Below are 15,326 nucleotides of genomic sequence, written 5' to 3'. Positions count from 1 at the left end.
GCGTTTAGCACAAGAAAGAGCAGAAGCAGAGGCTGCAGCAGCGAAAGCAGAACAAGAACGTTTAGCAGCAGAAGCAAAATCAAAAGCAGAAGCAGAAGCAGAAGCTAAGCGTTTAGCACAAGAAAGAACAGAAGCAGAGGCTGCAGCAACGAAAGCAGAACAAGAACGTTTAGCAGCAGAAGCAAAAACTGAATCTGTAATACCATTAGAAGGAGTTGTAATTCCTACAGCAAAAGATAAAGAATCTATAGAAATGAAACGATTAGCTGAATTATCTGTAGATCAAAGTATTAATCAATCAGACTTACTAAATCGTTTAAAAGATTTAGTAGGCAGTAAGCAAAAAGACTTAGATGACTTAAAAGAAGAAAATGATTTAAGTGATCAAGGTATTTTTAGACAGCCAAAACCATTTAAAAGTGTTTCTGCAGAAAATGCTAGGTTAGAAGCTGTTAAAAGAGATTTAGATAAAGCCATTGTAAACCAAAGCAATAGTATAAAGGAACTTGAAGAAGTTTATAAAGACCGATTAAAAAGTACTAAAAATGCTAAAGATGAGGTTAATGAGTTTTATAATAAGGAAATAGATAAACTAAAATCATATCAAACACAATTACTGGCAACAAAACAAAATTTATTAACAAAATTAGACGAAATTAAAGTTGCTACAGATTACGAGAACAAACGTAGAATAAAACGTGCTGCATTCGATAATGAACAAGCCAGATATAATAAAGATAGAGCTGCTTTACAAGTAATTAAACAAAATACACAAGTTAGCACAACTTCTCCTACAATTGATAGTTTTGACTTTGGTGAAGTTGTCCCAAATAATATTTCAATATTAAATAATATTCCGAATGTTGATAGTGGTTTCTACTTAGTTTTAGCTGTACATTCAGATGTAGAAAAACGTGACGATTTTGTTAGAAAGGTTATTCAGTCTGGAGAAAGAGCTGTTGATTTCTTTTATGATGTTAATACAAGTAAATATTATATATATAGTAAAGTATTTTCAAATTTAAATCAAGCACAAATGCAGATGCAAAAAAGTAATACAGAACCTTATACATCAAAAGCTTCTGTTGTAAATGTAAAATAAAATTTTTTGTAGGAATAATCTTTTTCATTATTGTTATTTTTCCGTTATTTTGTGTTTTTTTATCGTTAAAAGGTAAGTTTTAGAATTAAAATCAATGTTCTTTTAAAAAAAATTACGATATTTACCTCGATTAAAGGTTTTAAAATTAGGTGTTTGGAGATGATATAGAAAAAAGATGATTTTTATGCCTTTGTAATAAATAACTTAACTTAAGTTTCCCAAGACTTTAGTTATTAATAAATTATTAGCCTACTTATGGAAAAAAAGTACTTTTTTAAGTTTTTTTTGGTTGTTATTTTCACGGTATTAGGGTATTCTAATATTGATGGTCAAAACTTAGTGCCTTTTGCCCCCAGATACGATCAAGCTATCAAAGGGGATATGCTTTTAATTGGAAACAGTAATATGGGTGTTCATGAAAGTAATGCCTATTCTGGTAATGAAACCAACGACCGATTAAGAGAAATGGTTTATGTCGATATTGATGGAGATTCCAGTACTTTTAATTCTAGTACGGCCGATTTAAATGTTCCAGACAGTTCTGTTGATTGTTATCAAATCGCTTATGCAGGTTTATACTGGACTTCTGTTGTTGCAGGTAGCACAGATCCTTCACAAATAAAATTTAAAACACCAGGTGGCAGCTATATGGATATCACTGGTACAGAGGTTTATTTTCAAAATGCAGCTTTAATTGGTGGTACTAATATTCCAGACAATAATTCTTCAAATACTTTTGTGTATTATCAAGATGTCACAAGTATAATACAAGGTTTAGCAAATCCTGAAGGAACCTATGCCGTTGCAAACATTTCTTCTCTTGAAGATGATGATTACGATGATTATGCAGATTCTACTTCAAGTGGTCGTGATAGAGGTACAAATTACGACAATGCTGAAGGGTTATCTGCCGGTTGGGCGCTTTACGTTATTTATCAAGACCCAAACTTAACTAGTAAATATATTACAAGTTTTGATGGTATGACTAGAATTAGTAATACCAGCACTCAAAACATTCCTATTTCAGGATTCCGTACAATAGATACAGGACCAGTTAGAGCAAAATATGCCTTTTTAGGCTTAGAAGGAGATACCAGGTACACAGGAGATTATTTAGCAATAAATGGAACACCTATTAGTGCCACCAATTCTGCTGGAAATAATATAAGGCCAAGTACAAACTTCTTTAATAGTTCTGTGTCTTATATAGATCCTGTACTTCAAACACCAGAATTATTTACAGATAGAAATCCAAGTAGTTCAAATACTCTTGGTTTTGATGCTGGTATTCTTAATATTCCAAATGCATCAAACACGGTAATAGATAACGGAGATACTTCTGCAAATATAACTATAGGAACTTTTGGAGATCTTTATTATTTTTATTTTAACGCTTTTTCCGTTGAAATTATAGCTCCAAATATTGTTTTAACGAAAATTGTTGAAGATGAATTTGGTAACGATATTAGTGATCAAGAAGTTGCTTTAGGTGATGAACTTTATTATACAATAGGTTTTCAAAACACAGGAAATGATGATGCTACAGGTTTAATAATCAGGGATATACTTCCGGATAATGTTGTGTTTAATTACCCGACAGATTTAGGCGTTTTACCAACAGGTGTAACAGTTCAAAGTTACGATCCTGATACTAGAGAAATTATTTTTGATATTGATGATTCAGTAATCGAAGAAAATGATCCTGTTAGAGAAATTCGTTTTATGGTAACTGTAGTTGCTTCATGTAGTTTATTAAATAATGCATGTTCTAATGTAATTAGTAATCAAGCATATTCTACTTATCAAGGAACAATAAACTCAGATTTTACAATATCAGATGATCCCAGTTTTTCAACAAATACCGGATGTTTAATAACGCCAGCAGCAACAAATTTTTTAGCAGATATAGACTGTAGTTTCGAAGAAGAAGTTATTCTTTGTGGAGATAGTACAACATTAACAGCAGGAGGAGGATACGATTCTTATTCCTGGTCAACAGATCCTTCGGGAACACCAGTAATTGGAACAGATCAAACTTTAACAGTAACAGAGACAGGAACTTATTATGTGCATAATACAGCCATAGCTCCATGCCAATCTATAGATCAAGTTTTTGAAGTTGTTACTTTTGGTGCCGGTGTTACAAACCCATTAATTCCAGATGCAGATGAAGTTGTAGTTTGTCCTAATGATGGTAAAGAGTTACCTAACTTCTATTTATGTGGTGCAAATGATGCTAGAGATATAGAAACAGGCATAACCGATACTACTTCTATAATATGGGAAAAGCTAGATGAAAGTAGCTGTACAGCAGTAGCAAATCAAGATTGTGCTAATGAAGATACCTCATGTACATGGAACCAAGTAGGAACAGGGTCTAATTTTACAATAGATACAGAAGGACAATACCGACTTACATTAAATTATGATGGAGGTTGTTTTAATAGATTCTTTTTTAATGTATACACAAATGTTTTAGAACCAAACGTAACAGCAACAGATATATATTGTGATACAGATGGTGAAATTAGAGTTGGTGGTATACCTAGTGGTTACGAATTTAGTATAGATGGTACAAATTATCAAAATAGTAATGTTTTTGATATTTCAACTGAAGGTTTATACACTGTTTATATAAGACAAGTTGGCGTATCTCCAAATCCATGTGTTTTTACGGTTCCAGATGTACAAATAAGAGATGTAGATTTTTCTGGTTCTGTAATTATAAATCAACCATTATGTTATGGAGATTTAGGTAGTGTTGTTTTAGCAGCTAACGATGCTAGAGGGCAATACAGTTTCTCTATTTACGATGGAGCAACTTTAGTTAATAGTGTAGGTCCAATAGCGGATAATGATTATACTTTTAATAATTTAAGTGAAGGAACATATACCGTTAATATTGAAACTGAAGATGGTTGTTTACATACCGAAGATATAGAAATTATTAGTCCAGACGAATTAACAGCAACTGTTGCTTTAACTACAGCATTAACCTGCGAAGATGGAGAATTAACAATCTATCCAGTTGGAGGTACAGCTCCATATTCATATTTTATTAACAGCACAACAGATTTTCAAGGTACTGCAACTTATACGGTAACTTCTGCAGGTACTTATAATATAACTGTTGTAGATTATAATAACTGTACTACAGAAACATCAATTACCGTTGAAGCCCTAGATGCACCAACTTTTAATGTAAATGTAACCGATATTTTATGTTATAATGAAAGTACAGGTGTAATAGAATTTAATGTAACCAATGCAAATGGCTATAGCATACAATATAGTATAGATAACGGAGCAACATACAGTAATTCTTCAACATTTTCTAATTTAGATGCAGGAACATATTCTACAATAATCCAATATTCTATCGATGGTGTAAATTGTTACAGTGAAGTAACCGATTATACAATTACACAACCAGACGATGCGGTTACAGCATCGGGAGGAGTTTCTCAATTAGCAGGTTGTGGTGCCTCAGGAGAGGGAGCATTAAGAATTACAAACCCACAAGGAGGAACGGCACCTTACGAATATAGTTTTGATAATCAGGCTACTTGGGTAACTACAAGCGAGGCATATGTAGATCCTGGTACTTATACTTTATATATAAGAGATTCAAATGGTTGTATTTATGCCATGCCAGATATCGTTTTAGATCCAGAACCTGTACCTCCAACAATAACTGTTGGTGATCCAGATTTTAATTGTGATGGTTCAGCAAATGCAACAGTAACCGTTAATAACGAGGATAATAGTACTTTTAGCTATACCTATTATTTAGATGGTGTTGAAAACACAAATACTGCCGATCCTAAAACCTTTTTAGATGTTTCAGAAGGGTCTCATGTTATCACTGTAGAATATAAATTAGAAGATGTACCAACTTTTAGTAATTTATTAACCGAGAATTTTGGCTTCGGTGAAACAAATGTTGAGTCACCTGGAATTGATTTTTATATTTTTGAATCGCAAGTAAGACCTGGAGATGGTAGAGCTGCTATTTCTGTAAATGATGGCGAATATTCTGTTACATATAACATTGAAAGTCCTTTTGGCGCATGGTGGAATCCAATAGATCATACTTCTGGAGATAGATCTACCTTTGGAAGGTACTTATTAGTAAATATAGGTGATCCATCAACTACAGCTGGAATTTCTTTAGACGATAATTTTTACAAGAAACGAATTACAGATGTAATACCTAATCAACCAATTCGTGTAAATTTATTTGTAGCTAATGTAATTGAAGAAAATAGAAACCGTATAGAACCAGATTTGCTATTAGCTGTTTTAGATCCAACAACTGGCGATATTGTATCATCTATTACAACGGGTACTATTTCTGAAAACGAACAATGGAATGAATATAATATAGAATTAAATCCAGGTAATAATACAGAATTAGATTTTGTTGTTAGAACAAATATTTTTGGTATTAATGGTAATGATATAGCTATTGACGATATTAATGTATACCAACTACCGGTTAGTTGTGTTACTACAATAGATTTTCCTTTTGTTGTAAATTCGGGTAATGCATTTTCAGCTGAAATAACAGGAACCTCAGATGTCTCATGTTCAGGTTCTTCTGATGGTGAAATAACAATAGCTGTTGAAAATTTTGATGCCACAAATGGATATCAATATTCTGTAGATGGCGGAGTAACTTGGGTAACAGAAACTACATCTCCGTATACAATAACAGGTTTGTTAGCAGCAGTATATGATGTGCAAATTAGATACGATGATGCATCAGATACTTGTGAATTCCCTTTTACTCAAGAAATTTTTGAACCTACTATATTAATATTAAATGTAGATGTTACACCACCAACTTGTTTAGATGGAGCAACACTTGAAGCAAGTTCTTCAGGAGGTACAGCAGCATATACATACGAATTATTAGAAGATTCTACATTAAATTTAGTAGCTACATTCCCAGCAAATGGTGTTTTAACTAATGTAGTAGCAGGGAATTATGTAGTAAGAGTTACAGACTCACAAGGTTGTACAGCTACAACACCTGTAAACATTACAGATCCAACAGGGCCAACTGCTACAATAAATGTTACAACAGGGTATTGTTATGATGCTAGCACAGGAGTCTCTTTAGAGGTTATTGCATCTGGAGGTTCAACGCCTTATGAATATAATATTAATGGAGGATCATTTACTTCAAATAATGTATTTAGTAATTTAACACCAGGTAGTTATGACATAATTGTTAGAGATTCTAACGGTTGTACTTACGCTTTAGGTACAGAAACAATTGAACCAGAATTACAATTAAATGCAGCCGTAACAAAAGGTTTAGATTGTACAACCTCACCAGATGCAGAAATCGAGATTAGTTATACAGGAGGTTACACACCTTATGTTAGTTATGAAGTTTCTACAGACGGAACAACTTATACAGCAATTACTCCAACACCGTCAGCAAGCCCATTTACTTACTCAGTTTCTACCGATGGAACATATTATTTTAGAATTACAGATGCCGAGAATTGTATAGCAGAGGCTTCAGTGGTTATTAATCCAATAACAAATCCTACAGCTACAGAAACAACAGTTAATCCTTTATGTAGTGGAGATTCTAATGGTTCTGTACAAATTGTAGCATCAAGTGGAACTGCACCATATGAATATAATTTTGATTCAGCAGGTTTTACAACAACCTCGTTATTCGAAAATTTATCAGAAGGAACATATGCTTATCAAGTAAGAGATGATAATGGTTGTATCTATAATGGTTCGGTAACTTTAACAGCACCAACAGCCTTAACAACAACACATACAGTTACAGAATTTTCATGTAACGTTTCAAATACTTTTGAATCGGCACAAATAACTATTAATGTTCCAACTACAGGTAGTTCACCCTATCAATATAGTTTTAATGGTTCAAATTATTCGGCAACAAATACCTTAACTATTAATGATAATGGTAGCGATCAAACCATCACTTATTCTGTAAGAGATGACAACGGATGTGTGTTTAGCGATAGTGTTACGTTAACAGCTTTAAACCCACCTTCAGATATTGCATTTTCTGCAACAACAGTAACATGTTTAGCTACAACAAGCGATGTTACATTAACAGCAACAGATGGAGTTGGTGTGTTAACTTACTCTATACAATCTCCTGCAAGTGCAACTTCAAATACCACAGGAGCTGCAACAGGTACTTTTACAGGTTTAGCGCCAGATACTTACATATTTAGAGTAACTGACGAAAATAATTGTTATTACGAAGAATCATTTACTGTTTCACCGGTAACAAATATTGTTGCAACAGGAAATTTAAATACCGATGTTGCTTGTTTTGGAGACTCAACTGGAGCGGTAACATTTAGTATATCTAATTTTGGAGGTTCTTACAGCTACACACTAGATGGTGGTACAACTGTTATAACAGGACAAACCGCAAATTCAATACCTTTAACAGGATTAGCGGCAGGTACTTATACAATTGAGGTGACTGATGAAGCAACCGGATGTACAGATACAGCTTCCGTTATTGTTTCACAACCAGCTAATGCTCTAGCTTTATCGGCAACAACCACAAATGTTTATTGTGATGACGATACATCTCAAATTACAGTATCAGCTTCAGGAGGAACACCAAATTATACATATGCAGCAGTTATTTCAGGAGCATCGGCACCAGCATTAGCATCTTATTCTAGTAATAATGTGGTAACAGTAGATACTAATTCTGCCACAGATTTAACTTGGGATGTTTATGTAAAAGACAACAATGATTGTATTACATTTACAACAGTTACAATTACAGCAGATGCTCAACCAACTTTAGACCCTATAGCAACACAATGTTATATTGGTAACGATTTAACTATTAATTTAACTGGAACTGTATCAGTAGGTACGGCAATGTATAGTATGGGCTCTGGCTTTCAAACAAGTCCAACATTTACAATAACTGCACCAGGAACATATACCTTTACCATACAAGATGGAAATGGTTGTACAGCATCACAAAGTTTAGTAGTTAACCCACAATTACAAGCAGACGCTTTATTAACAAAAGATATTACATGTGCTGCACCAATTGACGCAACAATTGATGTAGATATTTCTGGTGGATCAGCTTCATACTCAACTTTTGAAGTATCTACAGACAGTGGTTCATCGTATACAGCATTTACACCTACACTTTCAGGTTCCATGTTTACTTATTCTACAACAACTGCAGGTACTTATATGTTTAGAATTACTGATTCGGTAGGATGTATAGTAGAAACTAATGAGGTAACAGTTACAACTCCTGTAAACCCTAGTATAACTTCAGTAGTACAAACAGCTCAAATTACTTGTAGTGGCGAGGCTACTGCAGCAATTGATGTAACAATAGATATGTCTTTAGGGCAATCTCCATTTGTAATAAATGTTTATAATAATACAACGAGTACAGATTATGGTACACAAACTTCAGGTTTAACAGCCGGAAATTATACGATTACGGTTACGGATGCTAAGGGATGTACAGATACAGATACAATTAATATTACAGAGCCTTCGCCTATTGTTTTGAATTATAGTGTTACACCAATTACTTGTGGTACAGGTGGAATATCTTTAGGAGAAATTATTATAGATTCCGTTTCAGGAGGTACAACAGAGTATACCTATCATGTAACGGGTGCCAATGGATATGATAATACAATCACTAATCAAACAGGAACTACCCAAGTTTTTGAAGTAGTTGATTTTGGTTTATATGAAATTATAATTACAGATGCCAACGGTTGTACTTATTTAGAGCAAGATATTTTAGTTGCTTCACCACCAGATGATTTAGATATTATTATTGCTGATCCTACTGTAGATTGTGTTTTAGGAGGACAGGTCGATGTAAGTATTGGTACATCTACAAGTATTGTAGGTTCTGGACCTTTTTACTTCGCAATTTACACAGGATCAGGAATGACTTATGATGGTTCTGCAGCATGGCAACTTGGAATTGGTTCTCCTGCAGGTACAACGTTTACAGGGCTTATTCCTGGTGTAACTTATACCTTTGTGGTGTATGACGATACAACAGGGTGTTATTATTACGAAACAGCAGGTGACGTAGTTCCAACAAATTCAACATTAACATCATCAAATGTAGTACCTACAAATATTACTTGTACAGGTTCGGGAAATGGTAATGTGAGTTTTGATGTTAATAGTACTTACGGTTCTGATATTAATGTTACTTACGAAGTTTTTGAAGCACTTTCTTTAACTTCAACAGGAGTAACGGGATCAGGTACGGTACCATCAAACGGAACTTTAAATGTTACCAACTTAGGCCCATTAGATTTTGGAACATATGTAGTTGTTATAACAGAGGATTTAGGAGCTCCTAACGCAGGTTGTAGTGTTGCTACAACAGAGTTTAATATAACAGAATCAGCAGTATTATTATCGGTTTCAGCATCAGTTTCAGAAAATGAAAATTGTAATGATTTAGGTACAATAATTGCCGTTGGTCAAAACGGAACATCACCTTACGAATATCAGGCCGTGGTTACAGGAAATACTCCTGATCCATCAAGCTGGGGAACATCTAATGCTTTCAACTTAGCAGGAAATCAAACTTATGATATTTACATTCGTGATGCTTATGGTTGTGAACAATTCGATACAATTTTCTTACCAAGAGATGCAGAGCCAACCATTGATACTTTAGCAACACAATGTTATGTTGGTAGCCCAATATCAATTACAATAACGGGTACAACATATAATAGTAATGCAACCTATAGTATCGGTGGCGCTTATCAAAACGATCCGAATTTTACATTAAATACGCCTGGAACATATACTTTGAGTATTCAAGATGACAATGGTTGTATTGCCTCTACAACATATACGGTAGAGCCTCAATTACAACTAGATGCTGATTTAACAAAAGATATAGATTGTACAACATCTCCAGATGGCACCATAGTTTTAACACCAAGCGGAGGTACTGGTGTAGGTCCGTATACTTATGAGGTAAGTATAAATGGTGGTGCTTTCGCGGTTATAGCTAGTGATACTTATACTGTTACAACATCTGGAACTTACGAATTTAGAGTTACAAATAGTCAATCCTGTCAAGCTACATCTAATATAATAACTGTAGACCCTTTAGGGACACCAGTAGCAACAGAAATTCATACAGATATAAGTTGTAACGGTGGAAGTGATGGTACTATTACAGTAACAGCTTCAGGAACAGAAGGTCCTTATGAATATAGTATTGATGGAGGTACAACGTTTTTAACTTCTAATGTGTTTACTGGTTTATTACCAAATACATATAGTGTTGTTGTAAGAGACAGTAAATCTTGTGTATCAGCACCAGTTTCAGTTACATTAATTGAGCCAACTATAGTAGTAGCTAGTCCTACTTTAACTCAAGGTTTAACTTGTGATGCTTCAAATGCATCTCAGGCAGCTACAATTACCGTAACGGCTAGTGGAGGTTCATCACCATACACGTATAGCTTCGATGGAGGTACATTATTCTCATCAAACAATACTTATACAACCAATACACCAGGTGATGTATTTATAGTTGTAATGGATAGCAATGGCTGTTTAAGTGCAACTGAAACTCAAAATGTACCAGCATTGGATCCACCAACGGATTTAGACTTTGCTTCAACCGATATTACCTGTATTAATACTACAAGTGATGTTACACTTACAACTACAGGAGGAGTAATGCCAGTAAGTTATGCTATTTTAGAGCCAGCAAGTGCAACCTCTAATACAACCGGCGATTCTACAGGAACATACACAGGTCTTTTACCAGATACATATTTGTTTGAAGTAACTGATGCTAATGGTTGTACTTACCAAGAATCATATACAGTTAACCCTGTTACAAATATTACTGTTTCTGGCTTATTAGTATCAGATGTAAGTTGTAACGGAAGTACCGATGGAGAAGTTACTTTTACAGTTTCAAACTTTAGCAGTACTTATAGTTATTCTTTAGATGGAGGAACAACCGTAATTACAGCTCAAACAATAAGCGATATTGTATTAACAGGCTTGCCAACCGGAACACATACCATTGATATTACAGATGAAGTTACAGGTTGTACAGCAACGTCATCTATAACAGTATCAGAACCAACAACAGTTTCATTAACAGAAACAAGTAATATAAATGCAAATTGTAATACAGGTGCTCAAGTAACAGTAACAGCAACCGGAGGTACATCGCCATATACTTATGCTTTTGTAGAAGATGGAGTCACTCCTGTAGCTGGAGATTATACTAATAGTGACTCAGCTATTTTAGATGCTTCTGTAAACACGAACTGGGATGTTTATGTATTAGATGTGAATAATTGTCCGGCAATGATTGATGTTACTATTACAACAGATCCACTACCAACGGTTACTTTACCAAGTTTTGCATCTAATCAATGTAACTTAACAGGAGATCCATATACATTCACAGTTTCAAATACAACTGGAATAGCTCCTTTTGAATATAGTATTGATGGTGGAAGTTCTTATCAAACAAGCGATACATTTACAGTAAATGCGCCAGGAACTTATACTGTTACTGTAAAAGATGCTAATGGGTGTACAGCTACAAGTACAAATACTATAGAAATTTATAATGCTCTAGGTATTACTCCAGAATTAACAACAGTACCTTCTTGTACTGATGATGATGGTGTAATTACAGTAAATGCAACTGGTGGTTCAGGAACCTATAGTTACACAATTAGTCCAAGTCCAGCGACTATAAGTTTTAGTGGAAACGTATTTTCTGGTGTGCCATCAGGAACCTATACTATTACAGTTACAGATGATGTAACCACGTGTACAAATAGTGCATCTATTACAGTAGAAGCAGCAACTCCAGTAACCTTTACTGCTGCATCTACTGATGTAAGTTGTAATGGTGGCAGCGATGGTACTATTACTGTAGATTTACCAGCAAGTAATAACAATCCAATTTATACATATGAAATAACAGCACCTATTGTTGTGGCAGCTCAAACATCAAATGTATTTACAGGTTTAAGTGCAGGAACTTATACAATACAAGTTAACTCAGGTAGAGGTTGTATTGAAACTGCAAATGTAGTAGTTAACGAACCTAATACCATAACGGTAGCGGCACCAACAGTTGTAGAGTATGCATGTAACACAGGTGTAAATGCGGTTAATTATGCTTCAATAACTGTAACAAATGTAACAGGAGGGTCTTCAAACTATACAATTTACGAATTCATAAAATCAGGTAATGTTGTACAATATGGAGCTAATACTTCTTATACTGAATCTGATTTCTCAGGTGGTACTTACACTATTAATGTATATGACGATAATGGTTGTGTAGGAAGTACTACAGCTACAATTTCTCCTTTTACATCTTTAGAAAGTATAGATGTAACTGTTGATAATGCAATTACTTGTACTAATGATGAAGATATTACTGTAACTGTTAACTCAACAGGGCCAGCACCAACAAATTTAGAGTTTACAGTTCAGGATATTGATGCTACTGGAGTATATGGAGGTATTTATAATCAAACAAATACAACAGGCGTGTTTACAGGTTTACCAATAGGTAATTATTCCATAACTGTTATAAACTTAGACACTAATTGTACTTTAGAAACTATACATTATGTAAACGATCCTAATACTTTTACTTTAGAAATAGATTCTGTTGTTAATGTAACTTGTTTTAGTGATACTGATGGAAGTGTAGATGTTACATTTATAGATAGAGTACCAACGCCTACAGATGAATCTGGAGCGTTTAGCTACACAGTTTTTGATAGTACAGGAGCGACTGTAACTACAGGAACAGTTGCAAATGCAGGTCCAACAACAATTAGCGGATTGGCATCTGGTACCTACACAATAACTGCTAATTTAACGAATACGCCTTATTGTACAGTTTCGCAAAACTTTACAGTTGATGCACCAACAGAGGCATTAACAATTACTGAAACACATACTGAAATAACTTGTGTTTCTGGAAATAACGACGGTTCAATTTCTGTAGTAGCTTCAGGGGGATGGTTAGATTATGAATATCAGTTAGAAACTTTAACAGGAACCATAATAGTACCTTACGGAAGTGAAACCACTTTTGAAGATTTAGTAGCTAACGATTATGTAGTTAGTGTAAGAGATGCTTCGGGTTGTATTGCTTCAGTTAATGTTGTTTTAGTAAATCCAGATTCAATTGTAGTAACTGCTATTCCAGATACCACTATGTTAACATGTTACGGAGATTCAGATGGCAGAATAACTGTATCAGCCATTGGAGGCCAAGGCAGTAATTATAGTTATACATTAAATATGTTGTCACCAACTGTAAGTAGTTCAGGACCTCAAACCTCTCCGATTTTCGACGGGTTAGTAGCAGGAACTTACAATGTAACTGTAACTGATGGTTATAATTGTGTAGGTACATCAGCAGATATTACCATAACACAGCCAGATGAAGTTATGGCAAGTTTAGTAACAACAACTACACAAACATGTACAACAGATGCCTCTTTAACATTAAATGCAACGGGTGGAACAGGAAGTTATGAATACAGTGAAACATCAGATTTTGCAATTATTTTAGGCACATTTACATCATCAACTACATTTGCTGTAACCCCAGGAACCTATCAGTATTATGTGCGGGATGCTAATGCGTGTACCTCGAATGTTTCTAACGAAATAACAATAGATCCTTTACCAGATTTAGAAATTGAAATAGATACAGAAAACGCTACTATAAACTGTTATGGCGACCAAACAGGTGTTATAATAGCAACAGCACAAGGAGGTTTAGGTAATTATATTTATACTTTAGAAGATAGCACAGGAAATGCAATAACTCCAGTAATCCAAGATAGTCCAGGTATATTTACAGAATTACCAGCAGGGATTTATCAAGTAAGAGTAAATAGTGGAGACTGTTTAGAAACCAGTTCATTAGTTGAAATTACTGAGCCTGACGACCCATTAACAGCAGTTTTTGATGTTACTGATGTACTTTGTGCAGGAGAGAATGATGGTATGTTAGAGATTACTGCATCCGGAGGAACCGGACTTATTAAATATGCTATTTCACCAAGATTAGATCAGTTTTTTGATACACCAATTTTTACAGATTTAGCACCAGGAACTTATCAAGCTATAGCTCAAGATGAATTAGGATGTTTTGTACTTTACGATTTTACCATCACCGAGCCAGAATTTGTATCGGTTAGTATTGTACCAGATTCCATTTATCCAGAAGCTTGTACGGGTGATCAAGATGGAGAGTTTAGTATAGAGATTTCTGGAGGAGAAATGCCATATAGCGTTACTCTAGATGATGTAAATGGAAGTTATTTTACAGGAACAGCAACACAAACACAGTTTGATTTTACAGGATTATCAGGAGGGGATCATATTCTATATGTTATTGATTCCAATGGATGTGAATCAGAATGGAATATAGCCTTCCCAGAATCTGTAGAAATTATAGCCGACCTTGAAATTGAGTATTGTACAAATGGTATAGATGCTACAAGTAACATGGTTATAGTAAATGTAGATGATACAGAAATAGATTTAACAGAAATAGATTATTCATTAGATGGCGGTACCTATCAAACAGAAAATGTATTTACAGATTTATCATCAGGTACACATTTTATAACAGTAAGACATTCCAATACCTGTGAAGAGATTATCGATTTCGAAATTGAAGCGTTTGATGCTTTAGGGTTATCGATTGCAGACGGCGATATAAACGAGATAGTTGCCACAGCAACAGGAGGTTCAGGAGGTTATGAATTTACCTTAAATGGAGATTCACAGGGTAGTGATAGTTCTTATTTTATTAGAGAGTCTGGAGACTATACAGTTACGGTAACAGATACTAATGGTTGTAGTGTATCAGTAACCCGTTATTTTGAGTTTATTGATATTTGTTTGTCAAATTACTTTACGCCAAATGGAGATGGAGTTCTAGATGGTTGGGGACCAGACTGTGCAAACCAATACACTAATTTAACCTTTGATATTTTTGATAGGTATGGAAGAAAAATAGCAACGTTAGGAGTAAACGATAAGTGGGATGGAAAATATAAAGGTAAAGAATTACCAACAGGAGATTATTGGTACATTGTTAAACTTAACGATAAAGAAGATGACAGAAATTTTGTAGGTCATTTTACCCTTTACAGATAAAATA

General features: G+C 34.5%; 1 protein-coding gene and 1 pseudogene. Both read left to right on the top strand.

Going from position 1 to position 15,326, the window contains the following annotated elements:
• Positions 1 to 1,102, top strand: a pseudogene (locus LG649_RS03865) (hypothetical protein); the annotation flags it as partial.
• A gap of 255 nt (positions 1,103 to 1,357) precedes the next feature.
• The gene (locus tag LG649_RS03860; protein ID WP_226541067.1) at positions 1,358 to 15,322 is read left to right on the top strand and encodes a T9SS type B sorting domain-containing protein; all 13,965 of its coding nucleotides are present in this window, start codon (positions 1,358 to 1,360) and stop codon (positions 15,320 to 15,322) included.
• The last annotated feature ends 4 nt before the right edge of the window (positions 15,323 to 15,326 follow it).

Origin of the sequence: Neotamlana laminarinivorans (assembly GCF_020523925.1) — a bacterium.
Taxonomy (GTDB): domain Bacteria; phylum Bacteroidota; class Bacteroidia; order Flavobacteriales; family Flavobacteriaceae; genus Neotamlana; species Neotamlana laminarinivorans.
This window is presented reverse-complemented; position numbering and strand designations above follow the sequence as displayed.